The organism is Flavobacterium sp. 38 (genome assembly GCF_057799715.1).
Window position 1 is genome coordinate 36,197 of the sequence record NZ_JBYNWZ010000005.1, and the last position, 15,128, is coordinate 51,324.

Annotated in this window: 14 protein-coding genes; 5 read left to right on the top strand and 9 right to left on the bottom strand. The window is 33.5% G+C overall.

Features of this window, described 5'->3' with window-relative positions; genetic code table 11:
• Window positions 1-77: 77 nt before the first annotated feature.
• The 5 genes from AC3E9W_RS13800 to AC3E9W_RS13820 are packed head-to-tail and all read right to left on the bottom strand — an operon-like array spanning window position 78 to window position 5,258.
• Complete coding sequence (locus AC3E9W_RS13800) at window positions 78-1,541, bottom strand: UDP-N-acetylmuramoyl-L-alanyl-D-glutamate--2,6-diaminopimelate ligase (protein WP_488768793.1); 1,464 nt, start codon at window positions 1,539-1,541, stop codon at window positions 78-80.
• Window positions 1,538-3,547: a penicillin-binding protein gene (locus AC3E9W_RS13805; RefSeq protein ID WP_488768794.1), complete on the bottom strand. Its 2,010-nt coding sequence runs from the start codon at window positions 3,545-3,547 to the stop codon at window positions 1,538-1,540. Before AC3E9W_RS13805 ends, AC3E9W_RS13800 begins: the two co-directional genes overlap by 4 nt.
• Window positions 3,538-3,885 (bottom strand): FtsL-like putative cell division protein, encoded by a 348-nt coding sequence (locus tag AC3E9W_RS13810; protein ID WP_306160865.1) that lies wholly within the window; start codon window positions 3,883-3,885, stop codon window positions 3,538-3,540. Before AC3E9W_RS13810 ends, AC3E9W_RS13805 begins: the two co-directional genes overlap by 10 nt.
• A 16-nt stretch (window positions 3,886-3,901) precedes the next feature.
• Window positions 3,902-4,810 carry a 16S rRNA (cytosine(1402)-N(4))-methyltransferase RsmH gene (gene rsmH / locus AC3E9W_RS13815; protein WP_488768795.1) on the bottom strand — a complete coding sequence of 303 codons (909 nt, stop codon included), beginning with the start codon at window positions 4,808-4,810 and terminating at the stop codon, window positions 3,902-3,904.
• Complete coding sequence (locus AC3E9W_RS13820; RefSeq protein WP_035691746.1) at window positions 4,785-5,258, bottom strand: division/cell wall cluster transcriptional repressor MraZ; 474 nt, start codon at window positions 5,256-5,258, stop codon at window positions 4,785-4,787. Before AC3E9W_RS13820 ends, rsmH begins: the two co-directional genes overlap by 26 nt.
• Window positions 5,259-5,636: 378 nt before the next feature.
• On the opposite strand from AC3E9W_RS13820, the gene AC3E9W_RS13825 reads away from it, so the two are divergent.
• The 3 genes from AC3E9W_RS13825 (at window position 5,637) to AC3E9W_RS13835 (ending at window position 7,990) form a co-directional block, all read left to right on the top strand.
• Window positions 5,637-6,401 carry an alpha/beta fold hydrolase gene (locus tag AC3E9W_RS13825; RefSeq protein WP_456893887.1) on the top strand — a complete coding sequence of 255 codons (765 nt, stop codon included), beginning with the start codon at window positions 5,637-5,639 and terminating at the stop codon, window positions 6,399-6,401.
• A 46-nt stretch (window positions 6,402-6,447) separates the two neighbouring features.
• Window positions 6,448-7,068, top strand: a complete 621-nt coding sequence (gene yihA, locus AC3E9W_RS13830; protein WP_488768796.1) for a ribosome biogenesis GTP-binding protein YihA/YsxC — start codon at window positions 6,448-6,450, stop codon at window positions 7,066-7,068.
• Window positions 7,069-7,351: 283 nt separating this feature from the next.
• Window positions 7,352-7,990 (top strand): hypothetical protein, encoded by a 639-nt coding sequence (locus AC3E9W_RS13835; protein ID WP_488768797.1) that lies wholly within the window; start codon window positions 7,352-7,354, stop codon window positions 7,988-7,990.
• A 792-nt stretch (window positions 7,991-8,782) separates the two neighbouring features.
• On the opposite strand, the gene gldC is transcribed toward AC3E9W_RS13835, so the two are convergent.
• Complete coding sequence (gldC, locus tag AC3E9W_RS13840; RefSeq protein WP_164515351.1) at window positions 8,783-9,115, bottom strand: gliding motility protein GldC; 333 nt, start codon at window positions 9,113-9,115, stop codon at window positions 8,783-8,785.
• A complete protein-coding gene (gene gldB, locus AC3E9W_RS13845; protein ID WP_488768798.1) occupies window positions 9,115-10,071 on the bottom strand; it encodes a gliding motility lipoprotein GldB in 957 nt (318 codons plus the stop codon). The genes gldC and gldB overlap by 1 nt, the downstream gene beginning before the upstream one ends.
• Before the next feature lie 99 nt (window positions 10,072-10,170).
• On the opposite strand from gldB, the gene nadE reads away from it, so the two are divergent.
• Together nadE and AC3E9W_RS13855 are read left to right on the top strand one after the other, a co-directional pair.
• Window positions 10,171-10,977, top strand: a complete 807-nt coding sequence (gene nadE, locus AC3E9W_RS13850) for an NAD(+) synthase (RefSeq protein ID WP_488768799.1) — start codon at window positions 10,171-10,173, stop codon at window positions 10,975-10,977.
• Window positions 10,978-11,069: 92 nt separating this feature from the next.
• Window positions 11,070-11,699, top strand: coding sequence for a response regulator transcription factor (locus tag AC3E9W_RS13855; RefSeq protein ID WP_008467169.1), 630 nt, complete (start codon window positions 11,070-11,072; stop codon window positions 11,697-11,699).
• Between the two features lie 95 nt (window positions 11,700-11,794).
• Here the strand turns inward: AC3E9W_RS13855 and dnaG are convergent, their stop codons facing one another.
• Both dnaG and AC3E9W_RS13865 read right to left on the bottom strand, forming a co-directional pair.
• Window positions 11,795-13,864, bottom strand: a complete 2,070-nt coding sequence (gene dnaG, locus AC3E9W_RS13860; RefSeq protein WP_488768800.1) for a DNA primase — start codon at window positions 13,862-13,864, stop codon at window positions 11,795-11,797.
• A 128-nt stretch (window positions 13,865-13,992) separates the two neighbouring features.
• The gene (locus AC3E9W_RS13865; RefSeq protein WP_488768801.1) at window positions 13,993-15,084 is read right to left on the bottom strand and encodes a hypothetical protein; all 1,092 of its coding nucleotides are present in this window, start codon (window positions 15,082-15,084) and stop codon (window positions 13,993-13,995) included.
• Window positions 15,085-15,128: the final 44 nt, after the last annotated feature.

The window sequence follows — 15,128 nt, forward strand, 5'->3', positions numbered from 1 at the left end:
GTTTTTTTTTAAATTCCAAATTTTAAATTCCAAATTCCAATGTGAGTTGGATTTTAAATTTTGGAATTTCCTTTTTATTATTTATTCAGTTGCTCTAAAATCTCTTTTACGGTTTCCATATCATCAAAATGATGGCGAACACCATTTACTTCCTGATACGTTTCGTGTCCTTTTCCTGCAATTAGGATGATATCGTTAGGCTGAGCCAGCTGACAAGCTGTTTTAATTGCCTGTTTTCTATCTGTAATTCGCAACATTTTTTTATAATTCTGAGGCCCAACTCCTTGCTCCATTTCGTCCAAAATAACTTCTGGATCTTCGTTTCTTGGATTATCTGAAGTCAAAACTGCTTTATCACTTAAATCTGAAGCTATCTTTGCCATTATCGGACGTTTTGTTTTATCGCGATTTCCTCCACAGCCCACAACAGTAATTAACTGTTCATTTTTGGTGCGAATGTCATTTATCGTTTTCAAAACATTTTCCAATGCATCTGGCGTGTGTGCATAATCTACTACTGCGGTAATCTTTTCGTTGGACACAATATATTGAAAACGACCCGAAACACTTTCTAAATCAGACAGTAAACGCAACGCTTCAAGACTATCAATTCCGAGCTCTACTGCCGTTCCGTAAATCGCTAAAACATTGTATGCGTTGAAAGTACCAATCAGCTTTACCCAAACTTCATTGTCATTTACTTTCAACAATAAACCAGACAATTGACTTTCTAAAATCTGCGCTCTATAATCTGCATAAGATTTTAAAGCGTAAGTCAGTTTTTTTGCAACTGTATTTTGAAGCATAACAGCTCCATTCTTATCATCAATATTTGTTAAAACAAAAGCTGATTTTGGAAGTGAATCAAAAAATGATTTTTTCACATCTCTGTATTCCGCAAATGTTGGATGGTAATCTAAATGATCGTGAGAAAGATTGGTAAAAATTCCACCTACAAAATGCAAAGCTTCTGTACGTTTCTGGTGAATACCATGAGAACTCACTTCCATAAAACAATGTGTAACTCCAGCTTCGACCATTTCATTTAAATAATGATTAATTGTCAAAGAATCTGGTGTTGTATGCGTTGCAGGATATTCAGTTTCGTCAACTACGATTTTTACTGTTGATAACAATCCAACTTTAAAACCTGCTTTTTGAAAAAGCTGAAACAATAAGGAAGCAATTGTAGTTTTACCATTTGTACCTGTTACACCAACTAATTTTAGTTTTGAAGACGGATCTTCAAAATAATTAGCTGCCATAAAAGCTAAAGCCGTATTGGTGTCTTTTACCTGAATATACGTTACATCAGCTGCAGTATTTGCCGGAAGCGTATCACAAATTATCGCTTTTGCTCCAAGCTGAACTGCTTTTTCGATATAATCATGCCCGTCTGAAAGCGAACCGCGAATTGCTACAAAAACATCATTTGCTTCTACTTTACGTGAATCAAATTCAATTTTCTGAATAGCAACATCTGTCGAACCTTTTACAGATTCAATGGCTACTTTATATAATATGTCTTTTAATACTTTCACGATAATTCTAATACAATTGTTGTGTTTCTGCTAATACTGGTTCCAGCCTGAATCGATTGATTTTTGACTTTCCCCATTCCATTTACTTTTACTTTCAAACCTAAATTTTCGAGTAAAGCAATTGCGTCCATCCCAGGCATTCCTTTTAAATTCGGAATCTGATTGATTTTTTTATTTGCTTCTGCAGTGTATTTATCATAACTAGCATCCTGTTTAGGAATTCTAGTATCTAATTTTTTTATTTTATTTGTCGAAGGTGCATCTGTAAAAATCTTTTGCGCAATTCTTTTAAAAACTGGTCCTGCAACGTCTGCTCCGTAATAATTATTCTTAGATGTATTCGGTTTATGAACCACTACAATACAAGAATATTTGGGGTGATCTGCTGGAAAATATCCCACAAAAGAGGAAGCATAATACAAAGCTGACTTTCCTTCTTTTCCTCCATAATTCATCTGAGCGGTTCCCGTTTTTCCTGCCATCGAAAAATCTTTCGAATACAATTTAGAACCTGTACCTTTTTTAACCACATTCAATAAAACTGCTCTTATTTTTTTTAGCGTTTCAGGAGAACAAACCTTCGGATTAAGAACTTCAACATCAAACTTTTTAATCGTTTTATTCCATTCTTTAATTTCTGATACAAACTGTGGTTTTACCATCACACCATTATTCGCAACTGAATTGTAAAACGCAAGTGTTTGCATTGGTGTTATCGAAACATTATAGCCGAAAGCCATCCACGGAAGCGTAGTTCCTGACCAATGTTTATCTCCGGGCTGCGGAATATAAGGTCTTCCCTCTCCTTTAAAATGCAAGCCTAAAGTCTTATCTAATCCCCAAATTTTGATATGATTTACAAATTTTGACGGATTACTTTTGTAATTATCATAAACTGCCTGAACCATTACTGTGTTTGATGAAAGCTCAAATCCACGGGCCAAAGACACTTTTCCATAACCTCCATTGTGCGAATCACGAACAGAGCGCCCGTAATATTTTACCACTCCCTTATGACTGTCATAAACTGTACTCGTATCGGCTACTTTATCTTCTAGAATCGCCATTAAATCGACCAATTTAAAAGTTGATCCTGGCTCGTGAGATTCTGCAATTGCGTAATTGGTTGTCTCATAATACGATCCGTCTTCTGCTCTTCCTAAATTTGAAATTGCTTTTACATGCCCCGTTTCTGTTTCCATTACTACCACACAACCGTGATCTGCCTCATAATCTTCTAGCTGCTTCAATAAAGCATGATGAGCGATATCTTGAATGAAAACATCTATAGTGGAAATCACATCGTAACCGTCAATTGGATCTACTTCGTTAACATCACGAATAGGTTTCCATTGGCCTTTTGCAATTTTTTGTTTTAAAATTTTACCGTCTTTTCCGTTCAAGTAACTTTTAAAAGCCCATTCAATTCCTTTTCCTACTTCAATTCCAGTTGCAGGATCAATACGGTCGTAACCAATTGTTCTTTCTGCAATTTTTCCGATTGGATGTTTTCTAACCGTTTCCTGTTCTACAATAATTCCGCCTTTGAAAGCGCCTAAATTGAATAATGGAAAACCTTTAATTTTCACATATTCGGTATAACTTAAATTACGGGCAATCAAATAATAACGATTTTTATTCTCACGTGCTTTTCGCAATTCTTTCTGAAAATAACCGCTTGGTTTATCTAAAACAGTATCAAGAGAATCTGACAATTGTTTTACATATTTCTCAAACGTTTCTGTTTTTGGCGCTTTTGCATCAAAACGAATTTCATAATTCGGGATCGATGTTGCCAATAAACTTCCGTCAGCAGAATAAATATTTCCTTTGTTGGCAGGAATTACAAAGTTTCTTACTGTACGCTGTTTAGCCAGTTTTCTGTAATAATCTCCATCAACCCACTGAATATTGGTTAATTTAACGACAATAGCAATTGCCATCACAAAGATGAAAACTGCTACGAGGTAAATTCTGTAGGATATATGTTTATCGTCTACTGCCATATTCTTTTAAAGAAACTTTTTTCTTCTTCTTTTTTAACTTCTATTTTTACTGGAGGAACTGTCGACGGAAAAATTTGTTTTTCTAACATTTTATCCGAAATAGTTGACTCCATTTTTAATTTCATCAATTCTGAACGTCGATCTACAAATTCCGATCTCAATTCTTTTACTTCATTATTTAATTTTGCAATTTCAAAAACCTTCTGCTCGTATCGCTGTGTATTGGCAATCATCAAAATAGCCAGCAGAATTATGAAAACAATGAATCTCCAGTTTTTTACTGCATCTTCATGAATCAGAAATCTTGCTTTTAATATGCTAAATACTCCACCTTTCATTTTCTACCTATATATATTATATCTTTTCAGCAATTCTTAATTTGGCACTTCTAGCTCTATTATTAATTTTAATTTCTTCGTCGTCTGGAACAATCAGTTTTCCGATAGTTTTAAACGGGACTGAAAAGTTTCCGTAAAAATCTCTTTCTGGCTCTCCTTCAAACATTCCATTTTTGATGAATCTTTTGACCAATCGATCTTCTAAGGAATGATATGAGATTACTGAAAATCTTCCGCCTGGTTTTAAAATCTCCAATGACTGCTCAATAAATTCTTTTAAAACATCCATTTCCTGATTTACCTCGATTCTTATCGCTTGATAAATCTGAGCCAGAATTTTGTTTCGAACTTTCTCTGGCAAATACTTTTTCAGAACCTCTTTTAATTCGTCTGTAGTTTTGATCGGATAATCTTTTCTCGCTTCCACAATTGTTCTTGCCAAAACTGGTGCGTTTTTCAACTCCCCATAATCAAAAAAAACACGACGTAAATCCTGTTCTTCATATTCGTTAACCACCCGATAAGCATTTAAATCATTTTTTTGACTCATCCGCATATCTAACTCGGCATCAAATCTTGTTGAGAAACCTCTTTCTGGAACATCAAACTGATGTGATGAAACTCCTAAGTCGGCTAAAATCCCGTCAACTTGTTTTACTCCGTGAAAACGTAGAAACCTTTTTATGAATCTAAAGTTTTCATTAATCAAGGTAAACCTTTCGTCTGGCAGTGCGTTGGCAAGCGCATCTTCGTCTTGGTCAAATGCAAACAGCTTTCCGTTTGGCCCTAATCTTCTTAAAATCTCTTTTGAATGACCACCGCCTCCAAACGTAACATCTACATACACTCCGTCTGGTTTAATATCTAAACCATCAACTGTTGGATGAAGCAAAACCGGATTATGATATTCCATCTTCGTCGTCATTAATATTTCCCATTACTTCTTCGGCTAAATCTGCAAAATCCATATCTTCGCCGCTTATTGATTTTTCGTATAAATCTTTATCCCAAATCTCCACAATATTAACCGCAGATGAAAAAACCACATCTTTAGAAATACTTGCAAACGTTACCAAATCTTTTGGAACAAGCAATCTCCCCAATGCATCAACCTCAACCACTTTAACACCAGCAGTAAACCTTCTAATGAAATCGTTGTTCTTTTTTACAAAGCGATTAAGCTTGTTGATTTTTTTCATCATCGCATCCCACTCTACCATCGGATACAACTCTAAACACGGCTGAAAAACAGAACGCTTCAAAACGAATCCGTCTTGAAGAGAAGCAGTCAATTGCTTTTTTAAAGGTGCAGGCATCATTAGCCTTCCTTTAGCATCGACTTTACATTCATATGTTCCAACAATTGTGTTCAAAAAAAAATAGTTAACATGTTATACAGCAAAAATATAAAAAATTTTACCACATTTTACCACTTTATACCACTTTGTTAATAAGTTTAACCACTTTGCTACCACTTTCTATAATTCTCATTCAATCAATACCTTAACTATTAATTAACAGATTTTTAATTCTGTTATTCATTCGAAAAAATAATGGACTAATTTTCTTAAAAAATTGATTATTATGCACTTTTCTTAACATTTGAAGATTTTAGCAAAAACAGGTTTAATTACTGATTTTTAATGTTTTACATATTCTACTCAAATTATCTAGTTAAAAAATGGCGTCAAAAATTCATTTTTGTGTAATTAACCCTATATTTGTCGAAATTGAAATTGGCATTAGATTAGATGGACAAACACTATAAAAAAGAAGGCAAATACAGCTATTTTGAAGCTGGAGAAGGAACTCCGATCGTTATTCTGCATGGTTTAATGGGAGGTCTAAGTAACTTTGATGGTGTAGCACAATATTTCCCAACAAAAGGATATAAAGTTGTTATCCCAGATTTGCCAATATACACCCAAAGCATTTTAAAAACGAACGTAAAAAGTTTTGCGAAATACGTAAAAGATTTTATCACTTTTAAAGGGTTTGACAAAGTTATTCTTCTAGGAAATTCTCTAGGAGGACATATTGCTTTATATCACACAAAACTGTATCCTGAAAAAGTTGCAGGCCTTGTAATTACTGGAAGTTCTGGTCTTTACGAAAGCGCAATGGGAGACAGTTACCCAAGAAGAGGAGATTATGAATACATTAAAAAGAAAGCTGAAGATGTATTTTATGACCCAAAAATTGCAACCCCAGAATTGATTGATGAAGTGTACGCTACTGCTAACGACCGCATCAAATTAATTAAAACTCTAACTATTGCAAAGAGCGCAATTCGTCATAATATGGCTAAAGATTTGCCAAAAATGACTGTTGAAACTTGTATTATTTGGGGTAAAAATGACTCTGTAACACCTCCAAATGTGGCAGAAGAATTTCATAAATTATTGCCGAATTCTGATTTGTACTGGATTGACAAATGCGGACACGCAGCAATGATGGAACACCCTCAGGAATTTAACGAAGTTCTTGAAAAATGGCTTACTGAAAAGAAATTATAGCCATCAGAAAATTATTTTTTTAGGAGGTTTTAAAACGCGAAGGAATATGAAAATTAATACCGCCGAATTTATTGTCAGCAATTCTGACGCATCAAAATGTCCGAAAGACTTTTTGCCAGAATATGCTTTTATTGGAAGATCAAACGTAGGTAAGTCATCGTTGATTAACATGCTTACCAATAATAAAAACTTAGCCAAAACTTCTGGAAAACCGGGAAAAACACAGTTAATTAATCATTTTAAGATTAACAACAATTGGTTTTTGGTCGATTTACCTGGTTATGGTTATGCTAAAGTTTCAAAGAAAACAAAATCTGTTTTTCAGCAATTTATTACCGATTATTTTGAAACGAGAGAGCAATTGGTTTGTGCTTTTGTTTTAATTGATATTCGCCACGAAGCGCAAAATATAGACATCGAGTTTATGTCTTATATGGGCGAAAGCGAAATTCCGTTCTGCATAATTTTTACAAAAGCAGATAAAATTAGTAAAGGAAAAATAGATTCGCATATCGCGGCTTACAAAAAACAAATGTTTGCCAACAATTGGGTCGAAATGCCACAGTATTTTGTAACCTCATCTACAGAATCAATTGGAAAAGAAGAATTGCTTTCTTATATTGACGAAGTGAATCAGGAAGTTTTTAAAAACAATTCTGAATTTTAAAATTAAAATATACAATATTGAAAATCCCAAATTCCAATTTTAAAATGGAGTTTGGGATTTTTTATGCTTTAACAATTGATAAAATCAGAATCCGAAGGATTCAAATGTTTATAGCAAAAATATTTCCTGATGCAGTACGACCCCGATGGGGTCGAATTAAAACCTTAAATCTTTTTTCTACAATATAAAAACTCCAATCATACCGATTAGAATTTTTTATTTTACAGAAAAATCTTAAGGAATATGTTTTTATGTTATATTTGGCGCAAACCAAAAACAATCAATGAACAATTTTAAATCCATTCGTTTTATTCTTTACATTTCCTTTCTGTTCCTTTTCTTCTCTTGTCAGTCTTCCCATTATATGCTAATGACTGGACAACGCACCGGAGTTGATTTCTCTTCTGGAAGATGGCTCTTAAATGAATTAGATTTCCCAAAAAACTCCAAACAAAAATTAACCGACGAGACTTTAAAGTTCTTTAGAAAAAATTTAGGCGATCGAGTATTTTACATACAGGATGTTAATGGATTACTTGTTCCAAGAAAAATCAATTTAAATCCGAACAGCGTAAAATTAAAAGAACTAAAAGAAGGAACTGGTTTTGACTTTTTCATTAATATCTCAACACATAAAAGCAAAAGTGATTTAGGCTCTATCGAACTTTATGAAGATGATTATTCTTCAGGAAAAAATGAAGCCTCGGTCATTTTAGAGATTTATGATTTGAATTTACAGCAGATCATTTATTCACAAAATGTTGTCGGCATTACCAACAAAGCAAATAAACAGTCAATGTGGGAAACCGAAAAATCGGATAAACTTTTAGATAATGTAACATTGTACAAAAATTCGAACGCTTTAATGATTGGTGCTTTGAAACGTATTCTTAAAGATCTAGAGAAAAGATCTGTGAATTAAAATAATTCAAAATTCAATTCCAAATTCCAATATCAAATGGAGTTTGGAATTTTTATTTTATCGAAACTTCTTATTTAAAATTTTCCATTCTCTAAATATCAAAAACTGATATAGGATATAAAATAAAGAGTTAAAAAACCAAAAGTCCAGTAAAAATGGTTCTGTAAAAATAACCGAATCGGAATTGCCACTCAAAAAAATAGTCGAACTGCTGACTAAATATATAATCAATCCGTTAGAGAAATACATGTAATTGGATTTAACGTTCTCAAAATTTTGTGTCAAGTAAATTAAAGCATATAAAACCAATAAAGCCGAAGTTACGCCAATTTCAAATAAGTTAAATTGCCAATAAAGCTCCGGCGTTCTAGAATACTGAATTGCTAACAGAATCAAAACCAATACCAGTAAAATAAGAATTGCTTTCTTTAAAACAGCATTTGAAAATAAGCCTCGAAAAAAGATGCTTAAAATAATAAATTGAAAAATGAAGTAATAATGCGAAAGAAAAAAATTAGAGCCTGGAGCATAAAACCCAATAATGTTACAAAGCAATTCATTGACAAACAAACCAATCAAATATACTATTAGTATATAATAATGTGCATTTTTGTTTTTTCGCGTCTTGCAAAATAAAATACTGTTTACCAGTAAAAAAAACAATCCGATAAGACTTACTAGAAAAGGAAACAGCATATAATTGGATTTGCTCAGACAATTTACAAAATAAAAAATCCCAAACCCAATATTAATTGGAATTTGGAATTTTTGTATTGAAATTTAAACCTAAGTTTATTTCGTAAGTTCTAGTTTTTCTGCGAAGTAATCACAAAAATCTTTCATGGTATCAGACATCTTTTCGTCGTCTGTTGCACGTTTGAAAGTATCTGACATTGCTACTAAAGTCTGGTGGAAGAAAATCTTCATTTCGTCTACCGGCATATCTTTGGTCCACAAATCAATACGCATCGTTTCTTTTGCTTTACTGTCCCAAATTGACAGCATTATTGCTTTTGCTTCTTCGGCTTGAACACCACCGTCTTGCGCACTCCATGTCAATTTTTCTGGAACGCGGTTTTCGTCCAATTCTATATTAAATCTAATCTCTGAGTTTATATTTGCCATTATTTCTTAGGTTTATATTTTGATTTTTCGAAGATTTCTTTTGGCTGTAACTTAAATAATTCGGCCAAAGAAACATCACTATTATTTTTCATGTAAGAACGTACCATCTGCCAGCCAATCCAAGCTCCCACTCGCCCTGGAGAATCGTTATCTATTTCTAAAAAGAATTTAGAAAAAGGTGCCGGAGCTATAAATCGTGCATTCAATTTCGGATCATCACTGTAGAGCATTTCATTTTCTATAAAATAACGCCACATATAAGCTTCGTTTTCTTGACACCATTTTATCTGCTCAGGCGTATATCCCATTTTTTCAGCATCTGTATATTCAGGAAGCAGTAAATCTTTTGCATAAAGCTGTTTTCCTTCAAAAACCATTTGAGACACTAAACTCTTGTCTATAGAATTCTGAATATTTCGATAAGAAAAACTAGAAACCACGTCTGGCATAATTTGTCTTTCTTCAAAATTCTCTTTTAAATAGTTTGGAAATTCATAAAACTTATGCTCTTTTCCTAAATACAATTCTAAAGCAACTACAACAAGACTATCAGCATAAATTGATTTTGCATTATAGTCCATTTCTCCAATAACCGTAATTACCTTCGGGATTTTAGTTTTAGGAAAATAATACTTTATATGCTGAAAAAGTTCATTAAACTCTTTGCGAACAGGCTCGAAATTACTGTATTTTTTCTGAACTTCTTCATAAACTTCTCTCCAGATCGGATCATTCATTTTCTGAATCCAGACATTATCGTCGTTACCAGGAAAGAAAAAAGGATATTGTTTTTTTACTTTTGCCAGATCTTGCGGTTTAGTTTCAAAAAACACTTTATCAAATCGTTCTACTTTAATATCAACAGGGATTTCTTCTACTTCTTTTTCAACCTTACTCTTTTGGTTGCAAGACAAAAAAAACAGGCATAGAACCACTGCAAAGCGATAAATTTTCATTTTATTTTAATTAGATTTGTGTTATCAGAATTTTAAGCAGTTGCATACTCAAAATAATTCTGCAAATATACATCCCTGCATCTTAAAACTTAAACTATTATGGCTAAAAAAAGCACAATTCAGACAGAAAAAGTAAATACGCACATTGTAGAGTGGTTAAAAAATTACGCTACTAATGCAAAAGTAAACGGTTTTGTAATTGGAATCTCAGGAGGTGTAGATTCTGCAGTAACTTCAACTTTATGCGCACAGACAGGACTGAAAGTTTTATGTGTAGAAATGCCAATTCATCAGGCAGAAAGCCAAGTTTCTAGAGGAAGAGAACATATTGACCAGCTTAAAAAACGTTTCCCAAATGTTTCTGATGTTAAGACTGATCTGACAGAAACTTTTGAATCTTTTAAAAGTGCCGTACCTTCAACTGAAGATGCAGCGAAAGTAAATTTAGCTTTGGCTAACACCCGTGCCCGCATCAGAATGACTTCTTTATATTATTTAGCAGGAATCCATGGTCTGCTTGTTGCCGGAACTGGAAACAAAGTAGAAGATTTTGGTGTAGGTTTTTACACTAAATATGGAGACGGCGGAGTCGATTTAAGTCCAATTGCTGATTTAATGAAATCTGATGTATATGCTTTAGGAGAATTTTTACAGATTCCGCAGTCAATTTTAACAGCCGCTCCTACAGATGGATTATTTGGAGACAATCGTACCGATGAAGACCAATTAGGGGCAAGTTATGACGAACTAGAATGGGCGATGTTGGCCGCGGAGTCAGGAAAGACGGCATCTGACTTCGAAGGGAGAGAAAAATCTGTCTTTGAAATTTATAAACGATTAAACACCAGCAACAAGCATAAAATGGATCCAATTCCGGTTTGTTTGATCCCAAAAACGTTAAAATAATACATTTTAACATTCTCTGCGAGTTATTACAGAATTTATTTATTAATTTTACCGTTCCAAAAACATGAACAATTCTAAAAAAGGTAAAAATTATGATTAAAGTATGTCTAGCAGACAATCATCCTGTGACGCACTTTGGCGTTAAGTCTTATTTCAAAGACCACGATCAAATTTCAATTGTTGCCAACGTAGGCAATTTTTCAATGGTTAGAGATATCCTTCAAACGAAGGAAATCGATATTCTAATCTTAGATTTAGAGTTAGAAGGACTTTCAAGTATCTTTGAGATTAAATCTATCTTGAAAAATTTCCCAAAAACAAAAATTGTTATTTTCAGTGATCTTGCTGAGCAAATGTACGCTCCAAATGCAATTAAGGCAGGAGTTTCTGGGTATGTGCACAAAACAGAAAAACTTGAAACATTAGGTCATTCTATTATTAAAGTACACGAAGGAAAAATTATCATCAACGAAACAGTACGTAAAAACATGGCACTTATTGCTAAACAAAGTAAAAGTGAGCGTCTGTACAGAAAACTTTCTAACCGTGAGATCGAGGTTTTACGTTATTTAAGTGATGGTAAGAAAAACAACGAAATCTCTAAAATCTTAAATCTGAACGAAAAAACGATCAGTACTTACAAACTAAGATTATTGACTAAATTGAATGTTACTAATTTAGTTGACTTAGTAAACAAAGCTAAGACTTTAGAAATTATTTAATCACAAGTCGAAAATCTTAACCTTTTAAGAGAATCGAAAAAAATTATAAAACTCTATCTATTTTGATAAATCAAAATAGATAGAGTTTTTTCTTTTTAACTATGATAAGGAACAACTACTCGTCCTAATTTTTTTGAAAAGTTATTCAGTAATTTAGAATAATCGATCACCATACCCAAAACTTCTGAATTGTCTTCCTGCGGATTGGTTAAAAGCGAATTCTTTAATTCTGCGATAATTCCAGACACCAAATACCATCTCATAGCAAATATGGTCTCCGAAACATTCTGCTCAATAGTTTCGCTTTTCTGTTTTGGAAAAATATTCTGCCCTTCCCAATTGTGAATGGTTAATCTTTCGTCTTCCATTAAAATATTGGTTACTTCCTGAGCAAAATCGGGCTCTAGATGCATTAAATATTTATCGAGACTAAAAGTTTCATTCTGATTATAGAAATCAATAATGTTATTGTAAATATTTTGAAACAAGGTATTTGACAATTCTATTTCATCTTCCTGCAGACTTAAATATATTTTTTGAAATACTTTATATTCTCTCCTTTCCGAAACTTCTTTGACATTTCCTTCTTCATCGGCTTTCAAGTAAACATCTTCAAAACTTTCTACCACACTTCCGTACAATAGTAAAATTTCAATGACTTTCTTTTCAAAATTGTATAAAATATCTACTTTTTGAGCCTGTTCTTGCGTATAATATCCTGGATCGCCTGGATAATCATCTGGCGGTCCTGTTCTTGGATCTTCTGGATCTCCTCCTGAAAATGTGCCCCCTTGTGGAGGCTGATTTCTAACTACTTCAAAAGGTTTTTGTTCCTGTTTCTGCTTTTTATTCGCGTCAGCGATATCTTTCTGAATCAGCTGCGCCAAAGTACTCGTTAGAACCTGCTCCGAAATATCCATAATTCGAGCACATTCCTGAATGTATACCTCACGCTGAATACGATCTGGAATTTTAGAAATACTCGTAACCATATCGCGAATCAGATCGGCTTTTTTTATCGGATCGTTTTTGGCTTCATCCATTAAGATCGAAGCTTTAAACTGTATAAAATCTTTACTGTTGTTTTCTAGATAAGCAACTAACTCGTCGTGTGAATTGGCGCGGGCAAAACTGTCTGGATCTTCTCCCTGTGGAAAAGAACAAACACGAACATTCATTCCTTCTTCCAGAATCAAATCGATTCCTCGAATTGCTGCTCGCAGACCTGCCGCGTCACCATCAAAAAGAACGGTGATATTTCGCGTCAGACGATTGATTAAACGAATCTGATCTGGCGTTAAAGCGGTTCCAGAAGAAGCCACAACATTTTCTATTCCGGCCTGATTAAACTGAATTACATCGGTATATCCTTCTACCAAATAACAATTGTTTTGTTTGGCGATGGATTGTTTGGCGTGATAAATTCCGTAAAGAACTTTACTTTTATGGTAAATATCACTTTCTGGCGAATTCAGGTATTTTGCTGCTTTTTTATCATTGGTTAAAATACGTCCTCCAAAACCTAAAACACGTCCCGACATACTTTGAATCGGGAACATTACGCGTCCTTTAAATCGGTCAAATGGACGATCTTCTCTTGGAATTGTTAAACCCGTACTTTCTAGAAATTCTAACTTATACCCTTTCCCTAAGGCTTCTTTTGTCAAAGCATCCCAAGTTTCTGGAGAATATCCTAAATTAAATTTTTTAATGGTTTCGTTAGTAAAACCTCTTTCTTTAAAATACGATAAACCAATGGCTTTTCCTTCTTCAGAATTCAATAAGACATCATGAAAATATTTAGAAGCAAACTCCGAAACCAGATACATACTTTCGCGAAGATCTGTATTTGCTTTTTCCGCTTCCGTTTGTTCGGTTTCTTCGATTTCGATATTATATTTTTTTGCTAAATATCGAATAGCTTCGGGATAGGTAAACTGCGAATGTTCCATTAAAAACTTAACAGAATTTCCGCCTTTTCCAGTACTAAAGTCTTTCCAGATTCCTTTTGCGGGCGATACCATGAACGAAGGCGAACGCTCATCTGAGAACGGACTCAATCCTTTAAAGTTACTTCCTGCGCGTTTCAAATTCACAAAATCGCCGATAACCTCCTCTACTCGAGCAGTTTCAAAAACAGAATCTATGGTGCTTTGTGAAATCAAAATCTAAATTATTTTTTTAAGTGGATAGCTAGCAAAAATACGTAAATCTTAGTGGAATTTTAAATGATTTTCAAACAAAAAAAGCACCTCCAAATAGAGATGCTCTTTACTAACTAAACTTAATTTTCTTAATTGAAATCGAAGCGAATACCCAAAGAAATATTATTCTCATCAACAGTATTATTTTTAAATATTGGATTTAAATCATATTTCAAATACAAGCTTATTTCTTTGTAGCCAATGTAAGAACTCAACCCATAGATGAAATTATTGACATTATAATCGCCTTTTGTTTTTTGCGTTGTTTTATAGTCATTGTCTTCAAATTTTAAAATCTGTTTCGATTTTACATTGATTCCAGCATATCCTCCAAATCCCATCCTGAATCCTTTGTGTGTTCTAAAATAGGTTTTCCCGTCATGATTTCCATCTTTCGAAAAATCAAATTCCAAATGAACTGGAGCCACTAAATACACATTTCTAAAACGAGATTCTTTTAAATGTATCGGATTGGTAACTAAGTCTGTTTGCTGGCCATTTACTACAAAACTGCGATTGTCTGTCGGACGAAGATTATTGTACATCAATGAAAGTCCGTATTTGGCATGCAATAAATTATTGTCGTTTAGAATTCTAGAATTAAATGTCAAACCCCATTCGTAAAAATGTGACCCAATAAAGTCGTAATTAGAATCTTGAAGTTTACCATCCACCATAGTATTATTCAACCCCATTGCAAATACAAACTGAGAAGTTGTTCTTTTAGATTCCCTTTTAATTTTATCATCCTTACCGTCGTATACTTTCATTGCAGGAATTTTTATTTCTGTTTGATTCGCTCTGATGGAGTCATTGTTTCCGCCAATTACTAATATTGTTCCGCCTTTCGCTTTCTCATAATTTAACTTTCCGTCCACTTTTTCCTGAACAAGTTCCTGTAATTTCTCTTGTTCAACGGCAACTCTGTTTTCGATATTACGCGCTCTCTTTTCTGCAAATTCCTTTTTTCTTTTGTCTGCTTCTTCCTTAGAAATTGTTCCTTCGACTAATTGTGTGTTCACATCGTCAACTTCTTTTTTAAGTTCTGCTTTTTCTTCTTTTGTAATTTTCTCGATTGAAATTGCGATCTCTTTTGCTTTGTTCTCAAAAGTTTCTTGTCCGACCATTTTAGTAACAAATAGGAAAACTAAGAGAAATAAATAAATGGTAAAATTTTTCATGATTACTTTTTTGATTGATATGATTAATTGATTGATGATTATAC

What these genes read in the sequence shown, in the direction of transcription:
- AC3E9W_RS13805 (WP_488768794.1), bottom strand. Translation starts at nt 3,547, where the DNA reads ATGGCAGTAGACGATAAACATATATCCTACAGAATTTACCTCGTAGCA.
- AC3E9W_RS13810 (WP_306160865.1), bottom strand. Translation starts at nt 3,885, where the DNA reads ATGAAAGGTGGAGTATTTAGCATATTAAAAGCAAGATTTCTGATTCAT.
- rsmH (WP_488768795.1), bottom strand. Translation starts at nt 4,810, where the DNA reads ATGACGACGAAGATGGAATATCATAATCCGGTTTTGCTTCATCCAACA.
- AC3E9W_RS13825 (WP_456893887.1), top strand. Translation starts at nt 5,637, where the DNA reads ATGGACAAACACTATAAAAAAGAAGGCAAATACAGCTATTTTGAAGCT.
- yihA (WP_488768796.1), top strand. Translation starts at nt 6,448, where the DNA reads ATGAAAATTAATACCGCCGAATTTATTGTCAGCAATTCTGACGCATCA.
- AC3E9W_RS13835 (WP_488768797.1), top strand. Translation starts at nt 7,352, where the DNA reads ATGAACAATTTTAAATCCATTCGTTTTATTCTTTACATTTCCTTTCTG.
- gldC (WP_164515351.1), bottom strand. Translation starts at nt 9,115, where the DNA reads ATGGCAAATATAAACTCAGAGATTAGATTTAATATAGAATTGGACGAA.
- gldB (WP_488768798.1), bottom strand. Translation starts at nt 10,071, where the DNA reads ATGAAAATTTATCGCTTTGCAGTGGTTCTATGCCTGTTTTTTTTGTCT.
- nadE (WP_488768799.1), top strand. Translation starts at nt 10,171, where the DNA reads ATGGCTAAAAAAAGCACAATTCAGACAGAAAAAGTAAATACGCACATT.
- AC3E9W_RS13855 (WP_008467169.1), top strand. Translation starts at nt 11,070, where the DNA reads ATGATTAAAGTATGTCTAGCAGACAATCATCCTGTGACGCACTTTGGC.
- AC3E9W_RS13865 (WP_488768801.1), bottom strand. Translation starts at nt 15,084, where the DNA reads ATGAAAAATTTTACCATTTATTTATTTCTCTTAGTTTTCCTATTTGTT.